The following is a 21,352-nucleotide window of genomic DNA, read 5'->3' as shown; positions in this document are numbered from 1 at the left end:
TGGAAATTTATCAAGAACTCGTTGACGACATGATAAATTTCCAATAGCTAGACGAAATCAGCAGATCGCTTCCGGGCCGAAGACGCTGGTGTCACTCTAGCAGGAGGTAGGCTCATGGCTGCCGACGTTAAATCAATTAATGCCCCATCAAAAATTTGGATCAACGCCGTTGGGAAGGAGCTTCCTGGCTGGGTTGTCGAGAGCATGTTCTCGCCGGATGTCGCTGAGAACGGCAGCTTCACCATCGACGCCGCCGATGGCGCCACAATCGTCGAGCTCGGCTTCGCCGTATTTGATCTGAACGGCCAAGTCTACGCCTGCCATCCTAAGGGAATGCCCGCGAAGCTTGCTGCCGCGGCCGGCCCTGACAACGCGGTCGTTGACGACCTCACCAAGTCGATCGAGGCGCGCCGGGAGCGCAAGGCCGAAGAGTTTCAAGTGTCCCGCGCAGCGAAGCGCGAAACAGACAAGCCGCTGCGCATCAAGCCGATGATCGGCTCGCCGCCCGCTCCGCAGTTCGCGCAGATTGACCAATTGAAAGTCGACGACAGCTACCAGCGCTCGATCGAGGGCGGAGCATCCAAGAAACTGATTCGCACGATCGCCGAAAATTGGGACTGGCGCCTTTGCTTGCCCCTGATCGTCTCGCGCCGCAACGGCGAGCTATATGTCATCGACGGCCAGCACCGCAAAGAGGGCGCCGCCCTTCGCGGCGACATCCGCGACCTGCCCGTGGTTGTTTTCGACTTCGACGACCCGCAGCAGGAAGCCGAGCTGTTTGTTCAGGCCAATCGCAGCCGCCGCGCGATGTCCACGCTGGACGACTTCCACGCTGCCGTCGCCGCTGGCGACGCGAAGGCCATCGCGATCAACAGCGTGGTTACGGAGGCGGGGTTGGTCGTCGGCCGCAATCAGGCGTGGCAGTATTGGCAGCCGGGCGAGGTCATCTTCACCCAGGCGATCAAGAAGGCGCTGGTCTCGCAGGGCAAGGAAATTGCCACGCGGGCGTTGACCATGATCGCGCAGGCATTCGACGGCATGGTTCTGGTCGGCGGCGGTGCCATCTTCACAGGCCTCTGCATCTTCATCCAGAGCCGGGAAAAGGACGAGCGGCCGATCGATGCCGATCTGATGACCAGTGTTCTTTCCGAGGTCGGCATTCCCGGCTGGAAGGAAGCGACCGAGGGCGTCGAAAGCGGGCAGGACCGCATCGACTCCATGCTCAAGGCGATGGAAGAGGCCTACGCCGAGGCGGAGGCTGAATGATGCTGAACCGCTCCGGCTCTCCGTTCGGCGACGTGCAAAAGGCGCTCGCCCGCGCCTTGCACGAAGCTGGGCAAACCGACCGCGAAATCGCAGACGGATGCGACACCTCGGTCAACAACATCATCTGGTGGCGGAAAGAGGAAGGGTTGCCCGAGCACCTTTCGCCTGACGCCGCCGAGCGTGCCGCCGAGGCGCGCTATATCGAACCCGTTCGGCGCGTCGCCCCCGCGCCGGGTCAGCCGCGGCTCTCGCCCCCCTCATCCCCCCCAGCGGGGCCGCGGCTGACTTCACCCGAGCAGGCTCAGGCCGCTTTTACCGCGCCGGTCGAGCCGGTCGGTGACAACGCGCTCGAAATTGGCGAGCGGATTGACGGCAAGGCGTTCGTCGATCTGGAAGAACTGCTGACAACCCGTTTGCTCATTCAGGGCAACAGCGGGAGCGGCAAGACGCACCTTCTGCGCCGCATCCTCGAAGAATGCGCCGGCATCGTGCAGCAGGTCATCATCGACCCGGAGGGCGACTTCGTCGGCTTCGGCGGGGCGTTCGGCCATACCGTCATCGACGCGGCTGTGCATAAACCGTCTCGGCTGTCGAATATCGCGGGCAAGGTTCGCCAACTGCGCGGCTCGGTCGTCGTCAATCTCGACGGGCTCGACATCGACGGGCAGATGGATGCGGTCGCGGCCTTCCTCGGCGGGTTGTTCGACGCGCCGGCCGAGCATTGGCACCCGGCCATCGTGGCCGTCGACGAGGCGCATCTATTTGCGCCGACCGGCGACAACGGCGAGGACCGTGACATCCGGAAAGCCAGCTTGCAGGCGATGCAGAACCTCATGTGTCGCGGCCGTAAACGTGGCCTCGCAGGCATCATCGCGACGCAGCGCCTGTCGAAGCTTCACAAGAATGTCGCGGCTGAGGCGAGCAACTTCCTCCTAGGCCGGACCTTCCTCGACATCGACATCAACCGTGCTTGCGATCTGCTCGGGTTGCAGCGCCCCGACGGCGAGCGGGTCCGCAACCTCGAGCGCGGCACCTTCCTCGGCCTCGGCCCCGCCGTCGCGCGCCGGCCGGTGATGGTGACGGTCGGCCCCTGCATGACGCAGGGCAAGGCTGGGCCTGAGAAGGGCATCACGCCGCTGCCTACCTTGCGGCCCGAGGACATGCAGGCGCTCTTGCTGGCCGATGACGGCGAGGGCGAGGACGCCGACGAGGTCGTCATCCCATTCCAGAGGGTAGGGTGATGAAGATGGAACGCATCTCTTCGGCAGTTCCTCCCGAGACGCTCGCTTTGATGGTCGAACTTCTCCCGTCGATCGAAAGCCTCCGCGATCTCTGCGCCGTCACCGGACTGAGCACCGAAACCGTGCGCCGTCAGACCGAGCCCTTCATCGCGATCATGAAGTTGCAGGGCACACTTCCAAAATGTCCCTGCGGCCGCGACAAGTTCCACCCCTACGGATGCACCTTCACGCAGGCGAAGAAGCGGCTCGGCGATCGTATCGCGGGGGTTTCGCCCGAGGAGTCGGAGCGGCTCCTGCACCGCCGCCGCCTCGGCATCGACATGCTGGTCGCTGGCGACCGCTACTCCGTCATCGACGAAGCGCTCGGCATGAAGCGGGGAGGGGCGAGGAACTACCTGCGGTTTCTCAGCCCCGAGCAGCTGGAAGCGCGTGAGCGCGCCATGACAGCATCTAAGCCCGAGGAGGCCTTCGCATGATCCATGTCGCTGCCAGCAATTCGCCCGCCGAGGTCGCGTGGGCGGCATTTGACGCCGCCGCCATCCGGCTCAATCGAATGTACGCCGAATGCGCGCCCGACTGGGACACGCCCGAGGAGCGCGCCGCGCGCCTTTCCCTATCGCTGGAGGTCGTGCGCCTCTGGAATGAGTTTCGTGCGCTGCTGGTCGGCGACGACACCGGGCCGAGGCCCGCGGCATGAGCGCGCGCCGTCGATCGCACTTCATCTTCGTCACGACGCTGATCTTCGTCGGTGCGGAGGCAGCGCTGGTCGACGGGTGCGCGGCGCCGGAGCCGGCGCTCGTCCGGGGCGGGCTATGACCGACCTGTTCAATTATCCGCACCAGCCAGGCGCTCGCGATCGGGACACTTCCCGAGCTGCGGCGGAGCACGTCGCATCGACCGCGCCGCTGCTGCGCGCTCGTGCGCTGGCGGTAGTCGAGTGCTCGAACGGGCTGACGGCGGACGAGGTCGCCGGGAAGCTCGGCTTGTCGATCCTGTCGATCCGGCCGCGGCTCACCGAGCTGTCGAGGCTCGGCAAGGTTCGCGACAGCGGACAGCGCCGGCCAAACGCGAGCGGCCGCAAGGCGATTGTCTGGGCGCCGGTCTTTCCGGCGCGCCTGAAAGGGCAACGACCATGACCGAGGACGAAAAAGACGATCTCCTCGAAAGCAAGTCCGACATCCCCACCGCTCAACAGGAGAACAACGTGAGCGACACCATCCGCGCGCCCGGCCCGTACCGTCTGCACAAGATCGACGGCGCCAACCTTACCCGGCCGCACGCGACGTTCGACGAGGCTGAAAGTGAAGCGCGGCGGCTCGTCGCGCTCTATCCCGACAGTTCCTATTTGATCGCGCAGGAAGTCGCGCGGGTCGTGTCGCATGGCTGATGACGTCGACATGGCGACGACGCTCGCCGATCAGCACCTCGCACATAGCCTACGCGCTGCGCGCGCGACGGTGCCCGCTGGCGTGTCTGGCGAGTGCCAACAATGCGGCGAGGACATGCCGCGCCTCGTCAACGGGCGCTGCGGGTATTGTCGCGACGGGAGAGCGCCGAAATGAGAAAGCGAATAGAGGTCGAGGTAGACTTGAGCGACATCGACAGCGACGACCTTCGCGAAGAATGCCGTTCGCGCGGAATCGAAGACAGCCCCGGCGTGGACGTCATCTCCGTTTCCGATCTCGCCCATGCAATCGCATCCGGCCCCACAGACCGGGCATTTCAGGAACTCGAAGCGATGTTCGCCGACAGCAAGAAGCTACGGCACGCGATCGGCGTCGGCCGGAGACGCGTGCGATGAGCGCGAAACCCTTGCGACCGATCGCCGAGCTGCTGCACGAGTGGCAGTTCAACGTCGCGCTCGAATGCCGCGGCGCGCCGCCGGGAGAGATGAAATTGGCGCTCGGTGGCGCCGTGCTCGAGCTGCACGACCTCGACCGGGTGCTTTGTTGGGCGGCCGAACAGGCGGTCGCGGCGTTGCCCGATCCTGACGAGGCTACCGGCTGTGTCGACGACGCAAAAGCCGGCGGTGCTGGGGCCTGGCGCTCGGCTGTCGGCGCCGATGAATGTTGAGCGCTTTGCGGATTTGCGGACTTTGCGGCGGGAGCGGCTCGATCCGCGAAACCCTCGCCAAACTGGAGAAGATATGAAGACCAACCCCAAAGGCGCCGCCCGGCCGCCGCAGGAGCCCTTTGCCGTCGACTACGGCTTTGATGATCGGCTGTTGCCGCTCGCGGCCGTGATCGAACTGGCGGGCATCAAGAAGACGATGATTTACCGCCTTATGCGCGAGGGCAAGTTCCCGCAGTCGTGCAAGCCGGGCGGCGCCGCGACGCGCTGGAGCGAGCGCGAAGTCAAAACGTGGCGCGAAAAAGTGCTGGCCGAACGCGTCTGATGAGCGTCAACTGTGCATTCTACGCGAGGAGGAACCAATGCGATTTTTTGACGACATTCAGGGCAATGCGCGGCCTGTTTCGGCCATTACAAGAATCGGCCCGCCCCGCGAGGTGACGTTCCAGCCGACCGGACATAAGGGCTTTGTCCATTCGGTCGAACTGGCCGACGATACCTCATGTGAAATCCGCAGCTATGTGCGCGACAAGATAATGGAAACCCCCGTTCATATGGTGGCGGCCGAGCCGAACACCTTCTTGGTCGGCATGATCGGCGACGCGGGCGACGAAGACGACAGTCCTTGGCAGACACCGGTTATCGCCTGGGCGCTGACTGCGGAGGGGTTCGTTGTCCCGGTCACCGTCGACGGCGTCAACGACGATTCGACCAGCAGCAAGACGGTTCTACACTCGAATGGGATGGTCATCGAGCCAGCCAACCAAAGCTGGCGCCGGTATGAGGACTATCTCGCCGAAATGCGAGAGCGTCGCGACGAAAAGGCCGGCAAGGCGACCTAGCCTACGCGCTCCAGCGTCTTCCGCGGTGCTTTCGGCGAGGTGTCCGCCCAGCGAATAGGCTTGCCGATATGCTCGGCCGGCGCTTCCAGCCCCTCGGTGATGATGTCGGCCCATGCCTGCGCGATCTCGCGGCGCCGCGGCATATAGGAAGCGCGGTTGTATGCGCCCTCGACCTTGTCTTTCGGGACGTGCGCCAGCATCAGGTCGATGACGGCGCGGTCGCCTTCCTGCTTGTCCGGCCGCTCGTTCATGATGGTGCTGAACGCCGCGCGGAAACCGTGCGGGACGTGGCGTTGATAGTAGCCAGCGCGGATCAGCAGCGCGCGCAGGGTGTTCTCGGAGATAGGGCGGTGAGGGTGGCGCTCGCTGGGGAACATGAGCCGATAATTCCCGGTCAACATCCGCAACGTCTGCACCAGCTCGACCGCCTGCGTCGACAGCGGCACCAGATGGTCGCCGTCCTCATCGGCCTTGCGGTCGAGGTCGCCCTTCATACGCGAGGCGGGGATGCGCCACAGCGGCGCCGGGCCGTCCAGATCCTCGAACTCCGACCATTCGGCGTTCTGAATTTCGTTCGGGCGCACGGCCGTCAGCGCCAGCAGGCGCAGGGCGAATTTCGTCGAGGCGCGGCAGCGCTCGTCGTCGCAATCGCGGAGCATCTGGCGGACGACCTTGATCTGGTCCTCATGCTCGCGGATGCGGTCGATGATCGAGGGTTGCTTCTTCGAGCGCGGCACCTTCGGCAGCGCCTTGCCCATGCTCGCGGCCGGGTTCGCCTTCGCGAGCCCGGCAGGGATGGCATAGACATACACGTCACCGATGCGCTGACAGACGCGGTGCGCGGTCTCGATCGCGCCGCGCTGCACGATCGCGTTGAGCACCTCCAGCACCTTCGGGCTTTCGATCTCGCCGATGGGGAGGTCGCCGATCGAGGGGAAGACGTCGTTGTCGAGCGACTTAAGCACGTCGCCCGAGTGGACGACAGACCAGCCCGCCTGGGGGCGCTCGATCCAGTTCGCGGCGTCGCGCTCGTGCCACTTGCCGCCATGCGCGGCGCGCCATGCCCGGAACTTCTTCACCGACCAGCCCGACTTCAACTCGAACCATTGCTCGGCGACGATCTCGAACGTGTTCTTTCCGGCCGTCGCCTTCGCGGCCGTCGCGACGCGCCGCTCGACAGCAGGGTCGCGGCCCTCGCGCAGCAGCGCCTTCGCCTCGTCCCGGCGCGCGCGGGCATCAACCAGCGTGAGGGCAGGGTAGGAGCCGAAGGTCAACGTCTTCTGCGCGGGCTTGCCCGCGGCGTTCTTCCCGAACGAATAATTCATGCGCCAGTGGCGACCGCCGGCCGTCGTGACGTGCAAAAAAAGCTGGCCGGAATCGGCGAGCTTGTAATCCCGGTCGGCGGGCTTCGCGGCTTTGATTTTGGCGTCGGTGAGCACCCTCGTTCTCCATACCATAAAATCGCAAGGCCATACCATGCGATATACCATGTGAGACGGTGAACGACTGCGAACAGACGTGAACATCGTCCGCCACACTGATAAGCAGAAATGGCGGAAATGCAAGGGGTAGTGAACGAATAAGAACGCTGGCGCATGGTATGTTGGCGGAGCGGGAGGGATTCGAACCCTCGATACGCTTTTGACGTATACTCACTTTCCAGGCGAGCGCCTTCGACCACTCGGCCACCGCTCCGCATGCACTGGAAGGGGCGCCCTAATCGCTTGGCGGGGCTTTCGCAAGCGGCATGGGCGTGGCAGACATTGCGCCATGAAGCATCGCCTCCTCGCCGCAGCCGCGGCCTTCGCTTTTTCCCTTCCCGTCGCCGCGCAGGAGGCGTCGCCGCCGCTCTCGCCGGGCGAGATCGCCGCTGCGGCGCCCGCGAGCGACTGGGTGGAGATTCCGGCTTCGGACTTGCTCGTTATGGACCTTGCGCCCGCCGGCAAGGCGAAGAAGAAGGCGCCACCGCGCCGCGTCGTGATCCAGCTGATGCCTGCGCCGTTCAGCCAGGGCTGGATCGGCAATATCCGCAAGCTCGCCGCGGCGCATTGGTGGGACGGGGCAAGCATCAACCGCGTGCAGGACAATTATGTCGTGCAATGGGGCGATGCGACCGAGAAAAAGCCGCTGCCCGGGGGGGTGGCGGTGGTGCCGGAGGCTGATTATACGTCCGGCCTTTCCGAATGGCAGGCCCGCAACGCGGAGCGCGATGCAAAACGTCAGTCGCGGCAGACTTCGGAGATTCCGTTGCAGCGGGTCGAACCCGACCCCTATCCCGACTGGCATAGTCGCGACGCATATACGCAGTGGGTCGATTTCTATTCCGGCTGGCCGGTTGCCACCTCGGGATATGGCTTGGATCAAGTCTGGTGGCCCGTCCATTGTTACGGCATGCTCGGGGTAGGTCGAAACCTGTCACCCGATACCGGCAACGGCGCTGAGCTCTATACCGTCATCGGCCACGCGCCGCGCCACCTCGACCGCAATATCGCGGTCGTGGGCCGCGTGATCGCCGGGATCGAGCATCTGTCGAGCCTGCCGCGCGGGACCGGGGCGCTGGGCTTCTATGAAAAGGCCGAGGAGCGCGTACCGATCAAATCGATCCGCCTCGCGACCGACCTGCCCGCGCCGAGCCAGCCGAAGTTTGAATATCTGTCGACCGAAAGCGAAAGCTTCACAAAATACGCAGACGCCCGCGCGAACCGGCGCGATCCCTTCTTCATAACGCCCGCAGGTGGGGCAGATGTCTGCAATATCCCCGTACCGGTGCGGGCGGTGTCAAAATGACGTGTCGTTCCCGTTCGTGTCGAGCGCAGTCAAGACACCGAGACGTAGCGCCTAGCCGATGGGCATCTCGACTTCGCTCGATGCGAACGGCGTAGGGTCGTCCAATGGAATCCTTCACCACCACCACGGTGCTGTGGCGCTGGCAGTCGGCGACGGCGCCCGCGGCGTGGTTCTTCCTGACCATCGCGGGCGAAGCGGCCGACGGGATCCGCTTTGCCGCGATGTCGGGGCAGTGGCTCGACAAGCGCGGGGGATTCGGGTCGGCGCGGGTGACGGTGACGATCGGGGATACCGTCTGGCAGACGTCGGTCTTTCCGCACAAGGAAAGCGGCGGCTGGTTGCTGCCGGTCAAGGCCGCGGTGCGCAAGGCCGAGGGGATCGCCGAGGGCGATGACGTGACGGTGACCGTCAGTCTTTAGGCGGGGTTTCGGCCCGCGCCTCGCGCGCCTGTGCCTTTCTCTTGCGCAGATTTTCCCGCAGCGCTTCGGCCAGCCGCTGCTGGCGCTCCAGTTCGGTGGGAGAGGGGCTCTTGTTCACGCCCGATCCTTGCCTGCGAAATCTGTCCGGCGTCAAGCCTGGCCGCTTGACAGGCGCAAGGCGTCCCGCCATAGGCCGCGCCTGCCCCGCAGACATGCGTTCGCGGGCGCCTGGTTGCTGCTGTAGCTCAGTGGTAGAGCGCGTCATTGGTAATGACGAGGTCGACAGTTCAATCCTGTCCAGCAGCACCATCATTCTTCAGATCTTGGCGCCCAGCAGCCAGTCGTGGAACAGCTTGACCGCCGGCTGGCGCAGCGCGCGGGGGCGGCAGACGAACCAGTAGCTGTACGGGCTGTCGACGTCGAAATCGAACAGGCGGACGAGCCGCGGGTCGTGCGCGTCGTCGAAATGATGGCCGTGCATGAAGGCGACCCCGATCCCCTGCGCCGCGGCCTCGAGCATCAGCGGACCCGAATCGAAATAGTCGATTCCCGCGGGCTCGAGATAGGGCATGCCGATCGCTTTGCGCCATTCGCCGAAGGTTTCGGGCATTTCGCGGTGGAGCAGGATCGTCGCGCGCTGGAGCTGTTCGGGGACGCGCAATGGACGGTCGCCGTCGGTGAGTGTGCGGGCGGCGATAGGGAAGACCTTGTCCTGGTCGAGGCGCGCCGCATAAAGCGCGGGGTCGATCGAGCGCGCGAGCGCGATCGCCGCGTCGATCCCTTCGCCCAGCCGCGCCTCGGCGTGCGACATGGTCTCGATATCGATATGCAGTTCGGGATGTTTCTGACGAAGTTCGGGCAAGCGCGGGAAGAGCCGCTGCTGCGCGAAGAGCGGCAGCACGTTGAGGTGGAGGCGCAGCGACGCGTCGGGGCTGCCTGCCTGCGCGATGACGCCGCGCAGATCATCGAGGATCGGCGACAGCTGCTCCTGCAGCGCGCGCCCCGCCTCGGTCAGCCGCAACCCGTGATGATGGCGGTCGAAGAGCGGGCGGCCGACAGCATGTTCGAGCGTCTGGATGCGCCGCGACAGCGCGGGCATCGACAGGCCCAGCTCGATCGCCGCGGCCTTGACCGTACCGTGACGGGCGACCTCGAGAAAGGCCTCCATGCTGCTGAGGGGAGGAAGGCGTGGCATGATCGTTCGACCGCGATGATGACATGACAGCGCGCACCCTGCCAAGGCTTTTGTGCACTGCGTCATAAGCTGGGGGTCGCAATGGCGGAACCGGCGCCCTATCTTCCCTGTTCTGTCCAATTTTGCGGGAGACACGCCTTGGCCGACGCAGCGGCAAAAGAAAAACAGGTCAAACTGCAGGTGGCGAACGCCCGCGCGGAGGAAAGCGGCGGCGGCATCGCGCGTATCCCGCGCGCAGCGATGGCCGAACTCGGCGTGACCGAAGGGGATATCGTCCAGATCAGCGGCAAGCGCGACACCGCGTCGCGCGTCGTGCTGCCCTATGCCGAAGATGAAGGCCTCGACGTCATCCGCCTCGACGGCCTGCAGCGCGCGAATGCAGGGGCGGGCGCGGGCGATATGGTCGCTCTGAGCCGCGTCGAGACGCGCCCCGCAACGCGCGTGGTGTTCGCGCCCGCGCAAGAAAATCTGCGGCTGCAGGGCTCGGCCAATGCGCTCAAGCGCAGCTTTTTCGGGCGACCTCTGGTCGCGGGCGACACCGTCGCGACCGCGGGGCAGCAGCGCGTCTCGGCGGGCGACATGCCGCCGCAGCTGCGCCAGATGCTCAACGCCCCGGCCTATGCGCTCGCCGAAGTACGCCTGCTCGTCGTGTCCGCGAGCCCCAAGGGCGTCGTCTTCATCGACGAGAATACCGAGATCGAGCTGCTCCCCGAATTTCAGGAGCCGCAGGACGCGCGGCGCACCGACGTTACCTACGACGACCTAGGCGGGCTGGGCGAGACGATCGACCAGCTGCGCGAGATGGTCGAATTGCCCTTGCGCTATCCCGAGCTGTTCCGCCGCCTGGGTGTCGATCCGCCGCGCGGGGTGCTGCTGCACGGCCCGCCGGGCACCGGCAAGACGCGGCTGGCGCGCGCGGTCGCCAATGAGAGCGACGCGCAATTCTTCCTGATCAACGGGCCCGAGATCATGGGCAGCGCCTATGGCGAGTCCGAAAAACGACTGCGCGAGGTGTTCGAGCAGGCCACCAAGGCCGCGCCGTCGATCCTGTTCATCGACGAGATCGATTCGATCGCGCCCAAGCGCGGGCAGGTGACCGGCGAGGCCGAAAAACGTCTCGTCGCGCAATTGCTGACGCTGATGGACGGGCTGGAGCCGCGCACCAATCTGGTGGTCATTGCCGCGACCAACCGTCCCGATGCGATCGACGAGGCACTGCGGCGTCCGGGCCGCTTCGACCGCGAGATCGTGATCGGCGTCCCCGACGAAAAGGGACGTCGCGAGATATTGGGCATCCACACGCGAGGCATGCCGCTGGGCGAGAATGTCGATCTGGACGAGCTGTCGCGCACGACCTTTGGCTTCGTCGGTGCCGACATGGCGGCACTGACGCGCGAGGCCGCAATCGAGGCGGTGCGGCGGATCATGCCCAAGTTGAACCTCGAGGAAGGGACGATTCCGCCCGAGGTGCTCGAGGAACTGCGCGTCACGCGCGAGGATTTCAACAATGCGCTGAAGCGCGTGCAGCCCTCGGCGATGCGCGAGGTGATGGTGCAGGCGCCGAAGACGCGCTGGAGCGACATCGGCGGGCTCGACGCCGCGCGCGAGAAGCTAATCGAGGGAATCGAGCTGCCGCTCAAATACCCCGAGGCGTTCCGGCGGCTCGGCATCCGGGCCGCGAAAGGCTTCCTGCTCTATGGCCCGCCGGGCACGGGCAAGACCCTGCTCGCCAAGGCGGCGGCTCGCGAATCCGACGCGAATTTCATCTCGATCAAGTCGTCGGACCTGCTGTCGAAATGGTATGGCGAGAGCGAGCAGCAGATCGCGCGGCTGTTCCAGCGCGCGCGCGCGGTGGCACCGACGATCATCTTCATCGACGAGCTCGACAGCCTGGTCCCCGCGCGCGGCAGCGGGACGTCGGGCGAGCCGCAGGTGACCGAGCGCGTCGTCAACACGATCCTCGCCGAGATGGACGGGATCGAGGAGATGCAATCGGTCGTCGTGATCGGCGCTACCAACCGGCCCAATCTGATCGATCCCGCACTGCTGCGCCCGGGGCGGCTCGACGAGCTGATCTATGTGTCGGTGCCCAATGCCGAGGGACGCAAGCGTATCCTGGAGATTCAGACCGGAAAGATGCCGCTCGACGAGGATGTGAACTTGGGCGTTCTCGCCGAGAAGTCGGATCGCTTCACCGGGGCCGATCTGGAGGATCTGACGCGCCGCGCCGGGCTTGCCGCGCTCAAGCGCTCGATGGGCGCCGAGACGGTGACGATGGCGGACTTCGACACCGCGCTGAAGGACACCCGCGCCTCGGTCACCGAGGCGATGGAGAAGGATTATGAAAAGATCCAGGGCGAGATCAAGCAGGCGGCGATGAGCGTCGACCCGATCGGCTTCTTCGCGCCGGGCATGCTCAAGCCCGTGCGTGAGCGGAAGCACGAGGATCCGAAAGACTAATCTGTCACGTCATCCCGGCCTTCGCCGGGATGACGATCAGTTGATACCGGCTTCCAGCCGGAGCGCCTTCCAGCCCCACAGGACCAGCCAGCCGCAAAAGCCCGCCATCAGGCCATAGGCAACGCTCGGGTGCCAGTTGTAGAGCAGCACGCCGGCGGCGGGCGAGACGATATAGGCCGCGCCGTTGATCGACGCGGTCATGCCCGCGACCGCGCCCTGGTCGCGGCGCGGAACGGCGAGCGACGACCCGGCGGTAAAGCCTGGGCGGAAAAGGCCGAAGCCCAAGGAGGCGAGGGCGAATCCTATGATGATACCGTGGAGGTCGAACGACAGGCCCGTCGTGATCGTGCCGATCCCGCCGAGCGCGGCGCCGACGAGCACCGCGGTGCGCGGCGACATCTTGAGCAGCGGGATCAGCCCCCATTGCGAGAGCAGGGTCGCGAAGGCGCCCGCCATCAGCACGATGCCGGTCATCGCCGCGCCCTCGTCGGGACGCAGGCGTAGCTGCAGCCGGTCGAGGATCAGGAAACCGATGACGCCCAGCATCATGGCCTGCGCCTGCCCGCCGAACAGCCCCGCGAGCAGCCAAGGGCGCACGCGCGGGTCAGTCCAGCGAAGCGGCGGCGACGCGGCGGATGCGGGATCGACGATCTCGTCTTCAGTCTCGTCGGTCGCCGTCTCGGGGGAGCCGCCCGTGGTCGGATAGGAGGCGATATTGCCCCGCGCCGCGAACCGCGGGACGTCGTCGGGCAGCCGCCAACGCAGGGCGATCAGGACCGTCAGACCAATCAGCGCAAAAACGAGCAACGGCCCGGCAAGACCGACGATGGGGAGAATGAAGAAGGGCGCGATCGCGGGGCCGATCACCGTGCCGAGCCCGAAGGACGAGGAGACTAGCGACAGCGCCTGCGTCCGCTCCTCGGGATCGGTGCGCGAGGCGACATAGGCCTGCACCGCGGGCGGCGCAGCCGAGCCGAGTCCGCCGTAGAGGCTGCGGAACAACGCGAAGAGGATGAAGGTCACGCCCGCCGCGAGCCAGCCGGTCAGGCCCGCCCAAAGCACAAGACCGCAGAGCGCCATCGACGACATGAAACCGATTACGCCGAGCGCCATCAGCGCCTTGCGCCCGCGCTTGTCCGACTGGCGCGCCCAGTGCGGCGCGGTGAGCACCCAGAGCAGCGCCGACCAGCTGAAGGCTAGGCTGACCCAGACGTCGGGGATGTGCAGCTTGGCGCCAATCGCGGGCAGGATCGACTGCATCGCGGTATTGCCAGCGGCGGCGACGAGCATCACCGCGAAGAGCACCGCCATGCGGTCGGCGGGGATCGAGCGGCTGATCGTCGACATGTCGCTCTCCCCCCATTTGACTTTGGCTGGCTTCCGCGTGTGCGGATCGATCGTGCCCAATCCCCTACACGCGCTGGCCCGCCTGTCCAGACGCGGAACGCCGCGGCCCATTGTCAAGCATAGTCTTTCCTTGCGTCGCGCGCGGCTTTTTGCCACGCCTTTGTCACACGCAACAACGCGAAAGCCATCATGTCCAATCCCCGGGCGCACGCCCAAGAACAGAAGGCCGCGCTGACCAAGCGGATCCGCGACCGTGCAAAGCGCTTTTTCGGGCCGTGGGGCATGTTCGTGAAGGGCTTCATCAAGCATCCGGTGATGGTGGGGTCGATCGTGCCGTCGTCGCCGACGCTGATCCGCCACATGCTGAAACCCGTCGACTGGAAGAACACCAAGCTGTTCGTCGAATATGGCCCTGGCGTCGGCACCTTCTGCCGCCCGGTGCTCGAACGGATGGCGGGCGATGCGACCTTGATCGCGATCGACACCAACGAGGATTTCATCGACTATCTGCGGAAAGACATCCGCGACAGCCGCTTCATCGCGGTACACGGCTCGGCCGCCGACGTCGAGGCCATCGTCCACGCGCACGGTTTCGATCATGCCGATTATGTGCTGTCGGGCCTGCCATTCTCGACGCTGCCCGCGGGCGTCGGCCCCGCGATCGCCGCGGCAACGCACCGCGTGCTGCGTCCCGGCGGCGCCTTCCTCGTCTATCAGTTCCGCGCCCGCGCGCGCGACTTCCTCGCGGCGCATTTCAACCGCATCGACAATGCGTTCGAGTGGGTGAACGTCCCGCCCTGCTTCCTCTTCTGGGGCTGGAAGGACTGAGGTCTAGACTTCGGTCTCCGGGTCGATCTCGCCCAATCCGAAATTGAGCCGCCGCGATACCGTGTAATCGGCAACACCGACGACGAACCACGCCAGCGTCCAGCGCAACCGCGTCAGCCAGGTGCCGCGCTTCTTATGTTCTTCGGCGGTGATGACGTCGCAGTCGGGCTGCAGACCGGCGATGAATTCGCGCATTTGCTGCGCAAAACCCGGGTCGGCGACGCGCAGCATAACCTCGACGTTCATGAACAGGCTGCGCATGTCGAAGTTGGCGGTGCCGACGTAAACGACATCGTCGACGACGATCAGCTTCATGTGCAACCGGCACGGCCGATATTCCCAGATCGTCGATTTTTTGCGCAGCAGATAGCCGTAGAGCAGCCGCGAGGCGCCGATCGTCGCGGGATTGTCCGACTTCGCCGCCATCACGAAGCGCGCGCGGCAGCGCTTCGCCACGCGGCCGAGGCGGCGGAGCATGCCTTGACCGGGCGAGAAGTAGGCCATCGCCATGTCGAGCTGGCGCGCCTTGTCGAGATCGGCGCGCACCGCGCGCGCCCAAGGCGACAATCGCTGCGTCGGCCCGCCGACGAGCCAGCTGATCGGCCCGATATCGACTGGCCATTCGCGGATCAGGCGGCGGAGCATGAGCAGCTTGCCGTCGTTGTTCACCGTATAGTCGTGGATCTCCTCGAACCATTGCACCATGCGTGCAACCGACGGCCCGCGGACGAATACGCCGAGGTCGAACCAGCATTTCGACAGCTGGGTGCTGAGATAGGGCTCGGCGATGTTGAAGCCGCCGGTGATCGCAACATGTTCGTCGATCAGCAGCAATTTCTGATGGTTGCGGATGAGGTAGCTCGACCGCCAGTGGCGCGAGAAGAAGGTGACACTGCCCCCGGCTTCGCGCAGCGGCGTGAAAACGCTGTCCGAGACATCGCCCGATCCGAAACTGTCGATCACCGCGCGCACGCGCACGCCGCGCTTCGCTGCGGCGGTCATCGCATCGAGCACGCGCGAACCCGCCGCGTCGTGCTCGAAGATGTACATGATCATGTCGATGCTACGGATCGCGCCGTTCAGCAGCGCGAGCAGGCGCGTGAGCCTCTCGTCGCCGTCGACGATCACCTCGAGCCGGTGGCCCGCGACATCCGCCTCGATCGTATGGGCTTCGCAGGCGGACGCGGGTTCGGCGGTCATGCGCTCACCATAGGCGCGGGCCGACGCGGCGGGCAAGGGCGAGGGCAGGGCCATGCGTCCGGTTTCGTTGACATTCGTGGGCCCGCCTGCTAGCGCGCAGCGCTTGCCGCCAGCCCCCTTGGGCCGGCCTCTCCTCGATCAAGGAATATCTATGGCCCGCGTTACCGTCGAAGATTGCGTCGACAAAGTCCCCAACCGTTTCGACCTGGTTCTGCTCTCGGCGCACCGCGCCCGCGAAATCTCGGGCGGTTCGGAGCTGACCATCGACCGCGACCGCGACAAGAACCCCGTCGTCGCGCTGCGCGAGATTGCCGAGCAGACGGTGCGTCCGAAGGACCTGTCCGAAACGCTCGTCGGCTCGCTGCAGAAGGTCGTCGTCGACGACGACGATACGCCCGACGAAATCAGCTCGATCGCGCGCTCGGCGGAGGCGCTCCGCCTCACCGCCGCCGCGCCGCCGCGCAGCCCTGCGGGCGGCGGCAGCGACTTCGAATAAGTCGCTTCAGCGAAATCACCAGAGAGGGCTGCGGGAAACCGCGGCCCTTTTTTGTTGGACGATCGGCTTTCAGGGAACGCTCGTCAACTCCGCCACCCTTATCGCCTTCGACGCCAGCATCGGCTCGATGATCCGCCCGATGCGATGCGCGCGGGGTGATTCCACCGCGATGTTGAACAGGCTGTTCGCGATCACGTCGGCGATCTGCACCCCGTCGCTGCGCTTGCTGTCGGCGAGCGAGGCGCGGCCCCAATTGCCAAGGCCGGCCTGGATTTCCTCGCGGACGTGGCTCAAGATCTTGGGATCGTAGCGGCCGTCGTCGATGACGACGTCGGTGCACTCGCCGCCGGTTTCGGGCAGCCAATGCCCGACGGCCGAATTGAGCAGCGCGCCATAAAGCGCGAGGTCGCTCGGCAGCGTGCCGCCGGGGCCCTGCGCCAGTCGATCGCGATGCGCCACCGCGACCCAGGCGCGGCCGCCGGCGCGATCGACCAGTTCGAGCAGATAGGCGCGCTCGACTATGCTGATGCGGCTGCCCTTGAGCTCGCCGCGCAGGCCTGTCACCGAACGGAAGCGGGCGTGGATATCGGTCGCGGCCTGGGGCGTGAGCATCACCGCGGCGAAGGTCATCGCGCCGGCATTGAGCCCGCCCGATTCGTCGCAATAGATAGTCATCGCCGGATGCTCAGCGGATGGCGCCGAAGAAGGTCACGGTCTTGGCCGCGCCGGGGGCAAGCGGCTCGGCGAGCGTCCATTGGACGTGGGTGACATCCTCGCGCGTCGCCGCACGCGGTGCGGCATCCGGAAAGGTAACGCGAAGCTCGTCGAGCGCGCCGAAGCTCACGCCGCCATCGACCGACACGGCAAAGCCGTCGAGATCCTCGGTGCCGACAAAGCGGATCTCGCGCGGGATCGGGTTGACGAAGCTAAGGCTGGCTGCGGGCTCGGCGGTGCGGTTCTCCATCTGGAGGCGATAGCGCAGTCGGTCGCCGGGGATCACCACCTCGGGCTCGGCAAAGCTGATGTCGCGCTTTCCGCCGGGGCCGATCTCGACCTTTTCCAGATCGACCTTCTGCGAGAATTCCATGCGCTGTAACGCCTGCGCCGGGCTGGCGAGCGCAAACATTGCCGCGACGCCGAGCCCGAAGCGGGGCAGGCTGAATTTCAGGCGCTTCATCGCTCCTCCCCCAAGGCGCCGGATCAGGCGCCTTGCGGGTTGGGATCGCCGAAGGGGCGCGGTTTGCGCTTGATCTGCGGCAGGCCGCCGGCGTGGCCCGAGACGGGGGTGCCGCGCTTGCCGGCATCGTCCTCGCGGCCGATATCCTCGCCCTTGATCGCGCGCTTCGCTTCCTCGCCCGACAGCGTTTCGTATTCGAGCAGCGCCGCGGCGAGCAGGTGGAGCTCGTCGATATTGTCAGTGAGCACCTTGCGTGCGACCTTCTCGCCTTCTTCAACGAGGCGGCGGACTTCGGCGTCGATCAGCTTGGCGGTCTCTTCGGACATATTCTGCGCGCGCGACACGCTGTGGCCGAGGAATACCTCGTCCTGATTGTCGCGGTAGCGCAGCCAGCCGAGCTTCTCCGACATGCCATATTCCATGACCATCGAACGCGCCATGTCGGTCGCCTGCTGGATGTCGTTCGACGCGCCGGTGTTGAGCTCGTCCTTGCCATAGATCAGCTGCTCGGCAATGCGCCCGCCGAAGCAGAGCGCAAGGCGCGCCTTCATCTGCTTCATATTGTGCGAATAGCGGTCGCGCTCGGGCAGGTTCCATGTCACGCCCAGCGCGCGGCCGCGCGGGATGATCGTCACCTTGTGCAACGGGTCGTTGTGCTCGACGTGGAGCGACACGAGCGCGTGGCCCGCCTCGTGATAGGCGGTCGCCTTCTTTTCGTCCTCGGTCATCACCATCGATCGGCGCTCGGCGCCCATCATGACCTTGTCCTTGGCTTCCTCGAACTCGCCCGACGCGATCAGGCGCTTGCCCTTGCGTGCAGCCAGCAAGGCAGCTTCATTGGCGAGGTTCGCAAGATCGGCGCCCGAGAAGCCCGGCGTGCCGCGCGCGATCCGGCGGAGATCGACGTCGGGCGCGAGCGGCTTCTTGCGCGTGTGCACCTCGAGGATCTTCTGGCGACCCTCGATGTCGGGGCGCGGCACGACGACCTGGCGGTCGAAGCGGCCCGGACGCAGCAGCGCGGGGTCGAGCACGTCGGGGCGGTTGGTCGCCGCCACGATGATGATGCCTTCATTGGCCTCGAAGCCGTCCATCTCGACGAGCAGCTGGTTGAGCGTCTGTTCGCGCTCGTCATTGCCGTTGCCGAGCCCGGCGCCGCGGTGGCGGCCCACGGCGTCGATTTCGTCGATGAAGACGATGCACGGGGCGTTGCGCTTGGCCTGTTCGAACATGTCGCGGACGCGCGATGCACCCACGCCGACGAACATCTCGACGAAGTCCGAGCCCGAGATGGTGAAGAAGGGCACGCCCGCCTCACCCGCGATCGCGCGGGCGAGCAGCGTCTTGCCAGTGCCAGGCGAGCCGACGAGCAACGCGCCCTTCGGGATCTGGCCGCCGAGCTTCGAGAATTTGGTCGGGTCCTTCAGGAACTCGACGATCTCCTCGAGCTCCTCGCGCGCTTCGTCGATGCCGGCGACGTCGTCGAAGGTCACGCGGCCCTGCTTTTCGGTGAGCATCTTGGCGCGCGACTTGCCGAAGCCCATCGCGCCCGAACCATTGTTCTTCTGCACCTGGCGAAAGACGAAAAAGGCGATGCCGAGGATCAGCAGGAAGGGGAGCGACTGGATCAGCAGATAGACCCAGATATTGCCGGTATCGGCCGGCTTGCCGTCATATTTGACGCCCTTTTCGTTGAGCAGCTTGAGCATCTCGGGATCGCGGACCAAATTGGCGGTAAAGCGGTCGCCGTTCGACAGCGTGCCGGTCGCGCGTTCCTCGGTCAGCACGACCTCCTTGACGCTGCCGTCCGCGATCTTCTGGCGGAATTCCGAATAGGTGAGCGTGTTGCCCGCGGGCTGCGACGCCCCGCCGAACATCGACGCGACGAGGAGCATGGCGAGCAGGATGCCGCTCCAGATCATCACGCTCTTCATCCAGGGGTTGCCCTGCGGTTCCTTGTCGTCCTGCATCGGAATCTTTCCAAAAGTAGCGCGCGTCGCGCTTGTACCCCGCCAAGATAGGATAATCGCGTTAAATGACAATGAGCCTTTGAGCCTTTCGGCCTTATTTGCCGGCTTTCCGGCGCGGCGCCGCGGAAATGCGCCAGATCGTGCCTTCGAGGCCCGGAACGGCGTCAATCAGCAGCGCGCCGACCATCGCGCGGCGCCCATCCTTCATCGCCTTGACCACCCCGTCGAGCGAGGCGCCGCGCAGCGGCAGCCCCGCGGCGTTGGCGCGGAGGCGCTGGGTCACGACGCGGCGGAAAATCTCGGGGGGATAGCCTTCGTCGCGGATCACCGCGATGTCCGATGCGTCGGGCCAGCCGGCGATCAGCCGTTCGACCGCCCAGTCGATCGCCTCGTCGGCCTCGGCGAGCCAGTCGGCCGAACGCGCCGCGGCCTCGACGTCTAGCAGGGTCTGCGAGGTCAGCGCATGGCGCAGCCGCGCCCGGTCGAAACGGCCGTCGGCGTTCGACGGATCGTCGACGAAGGGTAGATCCTCGTCGAGCGCGAGCCGCACCAGCTCGTCGCGGCGCCAGTGGAGCAACGGGCGCAGGATGAAGCCGTTCTTCGCCCGGATCGCGGCGAGCCCGCCGACGCCGCTACTGCGGTTGAGGCGCATGACGATCGTCTCGAGCTGGTCGTCGGCGTGGTGCGCGGTCAGGATATGCGCCAGCCCCTCGTCGGCGCGCCACTCTTCGAGCAGGCGATAGCGCTCGGCGCGCGCCGCCGCCTGCAGCGAACCCTTGATCGGCGTCGGCGGGGTCAGCGTGACGTGCGGAATGCGCTCGCGGGCGCAGAAACCCGCGACCATGCGCGCTTCCTCGGCCGAACCTTGGCGCAGGCTGTGATCGACCGTTGCGGCCTTGACCTGTCCGGGGAGCAGGCTGGCCGTCAGCCAGAGCAGCGCCATGGAGTCGGGGCCGCCCGAGACCGCGACGCCGTAATTGCGCTGCTGCCAGCCCGGCCCGACCAGCGCCTCCAACTGGCGTGCGAGCCGGTGCGGCGCGTCGGCCTCAGCAGCCTGCTTTTGCTTTTGCGGCGGTTGCATCGGTACGGACATCCTGCGGCGCCTTGTCGCCATAGGTTTCTTCGAGTTCGGCGAAGGCCTTGCACGCGGCATCCTTGCGGCCGAGCTTGTCGAGCGCGACGCCCATGTACATTAGGCTATGCGGTGCGCGAGCGCCGCCGGGGTTCTGCTTGTAATTATTATAGAAAGCCACCGCAGCAAGGCTGGGCTTCCCCTCGTCGAGATAGGCGCGGCCGAGCAGGTTCTGCGCAAAGCTCGCAAGCCGATGGTTCGGCCATTTGGCAACTACGTCCTTCAGTTGCGTCTGCGCTTCGGGATAGAGCTTCGCCTCCCACAGGCGGTAGCCATAGTTGTAGCCGTCATCGACCTCGTTTCCCGTTGCAGGGATTTCGACCTTCTTGACCAGCGCGAGCCGCGCCGCGCTGGATGCCGACGCAGCGGGCGTAGCCGCCGGCTTTTTCGTCGGCGCGGCGGCGGGAGTCGTCGTCGCGGACTTGGTCGTCGATGCGGTCGGGGTGGCGGGCGGCTTGGCGACGGGCGTCACCGGCAGGCTTGCCGGGGTCACCGTTTCGGTCACCGCGGGCGGGGCGGCGAGACGCTTTTCCATCTCGGCCTTATAGGCGGTGAATTGCTTTTCGAGTTCGCGCAGCTGAAAGGCATTCTGCTCGGTCTGGCCGGTCAACGTCTGGAGTTGGCTTTCGAGTGCATCGACGCGCGCGGTCAGATCGATCACCGGGGCATTGGCGCCGGCGCGCGAGCGTTCGCCCGGCGTGTTGTCGGGCGCGATCTCGCCTTCGAAGAAGGTCGGGCTGCCGCCCGGGAAGACGGAGCGCTGTACCGCGCGCATTTCCTTTTCGAGCCGGTCGACGCGCTTGCCGATCGTGTCGTCCTGCGCCGTCGCCGCGCCCGGGATCGAAACCGCGAGCGCCATCGCCGCGGTGCCCAGGAGTGTAAAGTGACGCATGTTCATCTGCCTTTCGGCCCCCACCCAGTTAAC

26 protein-coding genes and 2 tRNA genes are annotated in these 21,352 nt (G+C 65.8%); 17 read left to right on the top strand and 11 right to left on the bottom strand.

Annotation, left to right across the window (positions count from 1 at the left end; all coding sequences use genetic code 11):
• Nucleotides 1-114: 114 nt before the first annotated feature.
• From BWQ93_RS05820 to BWQ93_RS05770, 11 genes are all read left to right on the top strand, one after another.
• Nucleotides 115-1,266, top strand: a complete 1,152-nt coding sequence (locus tag BWQ93_RS05820) for a DUF6551 family protein (protein WP_083720650.1) — start codon at nt 115-117, stop codon at nt 1,264-1,266.
• The gene (locus tag BWQ93_RS05815; RefSeq protein WP_077029685.1) at nt 1,263-2,507 is read left to right on the top strand and encodes a helicase HerA domain-containing protein; all 1,245 of its coding nucleotides are present in this window, start codon (nt 1,263-1,265) and stop codon (nt 2,505-2,507) included. The genes BWQ93_RS05820 and BWQ93_RS05815 overlap by 4 nt, the downstream gene beginning before the upstream one ends.
• Entirely contained in the window at nt 2,507-2,983 is a 477-nt protein-coding gene (locus BWQ93_RS05810; protein WP_077029684.1) for a hypothetical protein, read from the top strand. Before BWQ93_RS05815 ends, BWQ93_RS05810 begins: the two co-directional genes overlap by 1 nt.
• The gene (locus BWQ93_RS05805) at nt 2,980-3,204 is read left to right on the top strand and encodes a hypothetical protein (RefSeq protein ID WP_077029683.1); all 225 of its coding nucleotides are present in this window, start codon (nt 2,980-2,982) and stop codon (nt 3,202-3,204) included. Before BWQ93_RS05810 ends, BWQ93_RS05805 begins: the two co-directional genes overlap by 4 nt.
• Entirely contained in the window at nt 3,201-3,323 is a 123-nt protein-coding gene (locus BWQ93_RS21365) for a hypothetical protein (protein ID WP_257787760.1), read from the top strand. The genes BWQ93_RS05805 and BWQ93_RS21365 overlap by 4 nt, the downstream gene beginning before the upstream one ends.
• A complete protein-coding gene (locus BWQ93_RS05800; RefSeq protein WP_077029682.1) occupies nt 3,320-3,643 on the top strand; it encodes a hypothetical protein in 324 nt (107 codons plus the stop codon). The genes BWQ93_RS21365 and BWQ93_RS05800 overlap by 4 nt, the downstream gene beginning before the upstream one ends.
• Nucleotides 3,640-3,894: a hypothetical protein gene (locus tag BWQ93_RS05795; protein ID WP_077029681.1), complete on the top strand. Its 255-nt coding sequence runs from the start codon at nt 3,640-3,642 to the stop codon at nt 3,892-3,894. The genes BWQ93_RS05800 and BWQ93_RS05795 overlap by 4 nt, the downstream gene beginning before the upstream one ends.
• 201 nt (nt 3,895-4,095) lie before the next feature.
• On the top strand, nt 4,096-4,308 hold the full coding sequence (locus tag BWQ93_RS05785) for a hypothetical protein (RefSeq protein ID WP_156878156.1): 213 nt from the start codon (nt 4,096-4,098) through the stop codon (nt 4,306-4,308).
• Nucleotides 4,305-4,580, top strand: coding sequence for a hypothetical protein (locus BWQ93_RS05780; RefSeq protein WP_077029678.1), 276 nt, complete (start codon nt 4,305-4,307; stop codon nt 4,578-4,580). The genes BWQ93_RS05785 and BWQ93_RS05780 overlap by 4 nt, the downstream gene beginning before the upstream one ends.
• 73 nt (nt 4,581-4,653) lie before the next feature.
• A complete protein-coding gene (locus BWQ93_RS05775; protein WP_083720648.1) occupies nt 4,654-4,902 on the top strand; it encodes a helix-turn-helix transcriptional regulator in 249 nt (82 codons plus the stop codon).
• A gap of 37 nt (nt 4,903-4,939) precedes the next feature.
• On the top strand, nt 4,940-5,419 hold the full coding sequence (locus tag BWQ93_RS05770; RefSeq protein WP_156878155.1) for a hypothetical protein: 480 nt from the start codon (nt 4,940-4,942) through the stop codon (nt 5,417-5,419).
• Here BWQ93_RS05770 and BWQ93_RS05765 read toward each other — a convergent pair.
• Both BWQ93_RS05765 and BWQ93_RS05760 read right to left on the bottom strand, forming a co-directional pair.
• Nucleotides 5,416-6,858 (bottom strand): tyrosine-type recombinase/integrase, encoded by a 1,443-nt coding sequence (locus tag BWQ93_RS05765; protein WP_077029676.1) that lies wholly within the window; start codon nt 6,856-6,858, stop codon nt 5,416-5,418. The genes BWQ93_RS05770 and BWQ93_RS05765 overlap by 4 nt on opposite strands.
• 165 nt (nt 6,859-7,023) lie before the next feature.
• A tRNA-Ser gene (locus tag BWQ93_RS05760) sits at nt 7,024-7,114 on the bottom strand.
• A 75-nt stretch (nt 7,115-7,189) separates the two neighbouring features.
• Between BWQ93_RS05760 and BWQ93_RS05755 the strand changes: the two genes are divergently transcribed.
• Together BWQ93_RS05755 and BWQ93_RS05750 are read left to right on the top strand one after the other, a co-directional pair.
• The gene (locus BWQ93_RS05755; protein ID WP_077029675.1) at nt 7,190-8,206 is read left to right on the top strand and encodes a peptidylprolyl isomerase; all 1,017 of its coding nucleotides are present in this window, start codon (nt 7,190-7,192) and stop codon (nt 8,204-8,206) included.
• Between the two features lie 104 nt (nt 8,207-8,310).
• A complete protein-coding gene (locus BWQ93_RS05750) occupies nt 8,311-8,625 on the top strand; it encodes a DUF1905 domain-containing protein (protein ID WP_058808285.1) in 315 nt (104 codons plus the stop codon).
• Here BWQ93_RS05750 and BWQ93_RS21360 read toward each other — a convergent pair.
• A complete protein-coding gene (locus BWQ93_RS21360; RefSeq protein WP_257787759.1) occupies nt 8,615-8,743 on the bottom strand; it encodes a hypothetical protein in 129 nt (42 codons plus the stop codon). The two genes, BWQ93_RS05750 and BWQ93_RS21360, sit on opposite strands and share 11 nt — an antisense overlap.
• A gap of 116 nt (nt 8,744-8,859) precedes the next feature.
• Here BWQ93_RS21360 and BWQ93_RS05745 point away from each other — a divergent pair.
• A tRNA-Thr gene (locus BWQ93_RS05745) sits at nt 8,860-8,934 on the top strand.
• Nucleotides 8,935-8,941: 7 nt separating this feature from the next.
• Here the strand turns inward: BWQ93_RS05745 and BWQ93_RS05740 are convergent.
• The gene (locus BWQ93_RS05740) at nt 8,942-9,820 is read right to left on the bottom strand and encodes a LysR substrate-binding domain-containing protein (protein ID WP_077029674.1); all 879 of its coding nucleotides are present in this window, start codon (nt 9,818-9,820) and stop codon (nt 8,942-8,944) included.
• Nucleotides 9,821-9,958: 138 nt separating this feature from the next.
• Between BWQ93_RS05740 and BWQ93_RS05735 the strand changes: the two genes are divergently transcribed.
• Nucleotides 9,959-12,280: a CDC48 family AAA ATPase gene (locus BWQ93_RS05735; protein ID WP_156878154.1), complete on the top strand. Its 2,322-nt coding sequence runs from the start codon at nt 9,959-9,961 to the stop codon at nt 12,278-12,280.
• A gap of 36 nt (nt 12,281-12,316) precedes the next feature.
• Here BWQ93_RS05735 and BWQ93_RS05730 read toward each other — a convergent pair whose 3' ends face one another.
• Nucleotides 12,317-13,627 carry an MFS transporter gene (locus BWQ93_RS05730; RefSeq protein ID WP_077029672.1) on the bottom strand — a complete coding sequence of 437 codons (1,311 nt, stop codon included), beginning with the start codon at nt 13,625-13,627 and terminating at the stop codon, nt 12,317-12,319.
• A gap of 189 nt (nt 13,628-13,816) precedes the next feature.
• On the opposite strand from BWQ93_RS05730, the gene BWQ93_RS05725 reads away from it, so the two are divergent.
• Nucleotides 13,817-14,455: a class I SAM-dependent methyltransferase gene (locus tag BWQ93_RS05725; RefSeq protein ID WP_156878153.1), complete on the top strand. Its 639-nt coding sequence runs from the start codon at nt 13,817-13,819 to the stop codon at nt 14,453-14,455.
• A 3-nt stretch (nt 14,456-14,458) separates the two neighbouring features.
• Here the strand turns inward: BWQ93_RS05725 and BWQ93_RS05720 are convergent, their stop codons facing one another.
• A complete protein-coding gene (locus tag BWQ93_RS05720; protein WP_232314751.1) occupies nt 14,459-15,709 on the bottom strand; it encodes a phospholipase D-like domain-containing protein in 1,251 nt (416 codons plus the stop codon).
• Between the two features lie 97 nt (nt 15,710-15,806).
• Between BWQ93_RS05720 and rpoZ the strand changes: the two genes are divergently transcribed.
• On the top strand, nt 15,807-16,151 hold the full coding sequence (gene rpoZ / locus BWQ93_RS05715; protein WP_058808280.1) for a DNA-directed RNA polymerase subunit omega: 345 nt from the start codon (nt 15,807-15,809) through the stop codon (nt 16,149-16,151).
• 69 nt (nt 16,152-16,220) lie between these two features.
• Here the strand turns inward: rpoZ and BWQ93_RS05710 are convergent, their stop codons facing one another.
• From BWQ93_RS05710 to BWQ93_RS05690, 5 genes are all read right to left on the bottom strand, one after another.
• Nucleotides 16,221-16,826, bottom strand: coding sequence for a DUF3800 domain-containing protein (locus tag BWQ93_RS05710; RefSeq protein WP_077029671.1), 606 nt, complete (start codon nt 16,824-16,826; stop codon nt 16,221-16,223).
• Nucleotides 16,827-16,836: 10 nt separating this feature from the next.
• The gene (locus BWQ93_RS05705) at nt 16,837-17,328 is read right to left on the bottom strand and encodes a hypothetical protein (RefSeq protein WP_077029670.1); all 492 of its coding nucleotides are present in this window, start codon (nt 17,326-17,328) and stop codon (nt 16,837-16,839) included.
• Nucleotides 17,329-17,351: 23 nt separating this feature from the next.
• Nucleotides 17,352-19,295 carry an ATP-dependent zinc metalloprotease FtsH gene (ftsH, locus tag BWQ93_RS05700; RefSeq protein ID WP_077029669.1) on the bottom strand — a complete coding sequence of 648 codons (1,944 nt, stop codon included), beginning with the start codon at nt 19,293-19,295 and terminating at the stop codon, nt 17,352-17,354.
• Nucleotides 19,296-19,389: 94 nt separating this feature from the next.
• Nucleotides 19,390-20,388, bottom strand: coding sequence for a tRNA lysidine(34) synthetase TilS (gene tilS / locus BWQ93_RS05695; protein ID WP_083720644.1), 999 nt, complete (start codon nt 20,386-20,388; stop codon nt 19,390-19,392).
• Nucleotides 20,342-21,319: a tetratricopeptide repeat protein gene (locus tag BWQ93_RS05690; protein ID WP_156878152.1), complete on the bottom strand. Its 978-nt coding sequence runs from the start codon at nt 21,317-21,319 to the stop codon at nt 20,342-20,344. Before BWQ93_RS05690 ends, tilS begins: the two co-directional genes overlap by 47 nt.
• Nucleotides 21,320-21,352: the final 33 nt, after the last annotated feature.

The organism is Sphingopyxis sp. QXT-31 (genome assembly GCF_001984035.1).
In the GTDB taxonomy this organism is placed as follows: domain Bacteria; phylum Pseudomonadota; class Alphaproteobacteria; order Sphingomonadales; family Sphingomonadaceae; genus Sphingopyxis.
This window is presented reverse-complemented; position numbering and strand designations above follow the sequence as displayed.

What these genes read in the sequence shown, in the direction of transcription:
- BWQ93_RS05815 (WP_077029685.1), top strand. Translation starts at nt 1,263, where the DNA reads ATGATGCTGAACCGCTCCGGCTCTCCGTTCGGCGACGTGCAAAAGGCG.
- BWQ93_RS05725 (WP_156878153.1), top strand. Translation starts at nt 13,817, where the DNA reads ATGTCCAATCCCCGGGCGCACGCCCAAGAACAGAAGGCCGCGCTGACC.
- BWQ93_RS05705 (WP_077029670.1), bottom strand. Translation starts at nt 17,328, where the DNA reads ATGAAGCGCCTGAAATTCAGCCTGCCCCGCTTCGGGCTCGGCGTCGCG.
- BWQ93_RS05795 (WP_077029681.1), top strand. Translation starts at nt 3,640, where the DNA reads ATGACCGAGGACGAAAAAGACGATCTCCTCGAAAGCAAGTCCGACATC.
- BWQ93_RS21365 (WP_257787760.1), top strand. Translation starts at nt 3,201, where the DNA reads ATGAGCGCGCGCCGTCGATCGCACTTCATCTTCGTCACGACGCTGATC.
- BWQ93_RS05775 (WP_083720648.1), top strand. Translation starts at nt 4,654, where the DNA reads ATGAAGACCAACCCCAAAGGCGCCGCCCGGCCGCCGCAGGAGCCCTTT.
- BWQ93_RS05730 (WP_077029672.1), bottom strand. Translation starts at nt 13,627, where the DNA reads ATGTCGACGATCAGCCGCTCGATCCCCGCCGACCGCATGGCGGTGCTC.
- BWQ93_RS05750 (WP_058808285.1), top strand. Translation starts at nt 8,311, where the DNA reads ATGGAATCCTTCACCACCACCACGGTGCTGTGGCGCTGGCAGTCGGCG.
- BWQ93_RS05710 (WP_077029671.1), bottom strand. Translation starts at nt 16,826, where the DNA reads ATGACTATCTATTGCGACGAATCGGGCGGGCTCAATGCCGGCGCGATG.
- BWQ93_RS05770 (WP_156878155.1), top strand. Translation starts at nt 4,940, where the DNA reads ATGCGATTTTTTGACGACATTCAGGGCAATGCGCGGCCTGTTTCGGCC.
- BWQ93_RS05690 (WP_156878152.1), bottom strand. Translation starts at nt 21,319, where the DNA reads ATGCGTCACTTTACACTCCTGGGCACCGCGGCGATGGCGCTCGCGGTT.
- ftsH (WP_077029669.1), bottom strand. Translation starts at nt 19,295, where the DNA reads ATGCAGGACGACAAGGAACCGCAGGGCAACCCCTGGATGAAGAGCGTG.
- BWQ93_RS05805 (WP_077029683.1), top strand. Translation starts at nt 2,980, where the DNA reads ATGATCCATGTCGCTGCCAGCAATTCGCCCGCCGAGGTCGCGTGGGCG.
- BWQ93_RS05755 (WP_077029675.1), top strand. Translation starts at nt 7,190, where the DNA reads ATGAAGCATCGCCTCCTCGCCGCAGCCGCGGCCTTCGCTTTTTCCCTT.
- BWQ93_RS05780 (WP_077029678.1), top strand. Translation starts at nt 4,305, where the DNA reads ATGAGCGCGAAACCCTTGCGACCGATCGCCGAGCTGCTGCACGAGTGG.
- BWQ93_RS05740 (WP_077029674.1), bottom strand. Translation starts at nt 9,820, where the DNA reads ATGCCACGCCTTCCTCCCCTCAGCAGCATGGAGGCCTTTCTCGAGGTC.
- rpoZ (WP_058808280.1), top strand. Translation starts at nt 15,807, where the DNA reads ATGGCCCGCGTTACCGTCGAAGATTGCGTCGACAAAGTCCCCAACCGT.
- BWQ93_RS05820 (WP_083720650.1), top strand. Translation starts at nt 115, where the DNA reads ATGGCTGCCGACGTTAAATCAATTAATGCCCCATCAAAAATTTGGATC.
- tilS (WP_083720644.1), bottom strand. Translation starts at nt 20,388, where the DNA reads ATGTCCGTACCGATGCAACCGCCGCAAAAGCAAAAGCAGGCTGCTGAG.
- BWQ93_RS05800 (WP_077029682.1), top strand. Translation starts at nt 3,320, where the DNA reads ATGACCGACCTGTTCAATTATCCGCACCAGCCAGGCGCTCGCGATCGG.
- BWQ93_RS05720 (WP_232314751.1), bottom strand. Translation starts at nt 15,709, where the DNA reads ATGGCCCTGCCCTCGCCCTTGCCCGCCGCGTCGGCCCGCGCCTATGGT.
- BWQ93_RS05810 (WP_077029684.1), top strand. Translation starts at nt 2,507, where the DNA reads ATGAAGATGGAACGCATCTCTTCGGCAGTTCCTCCCGAGACGCTCGCT.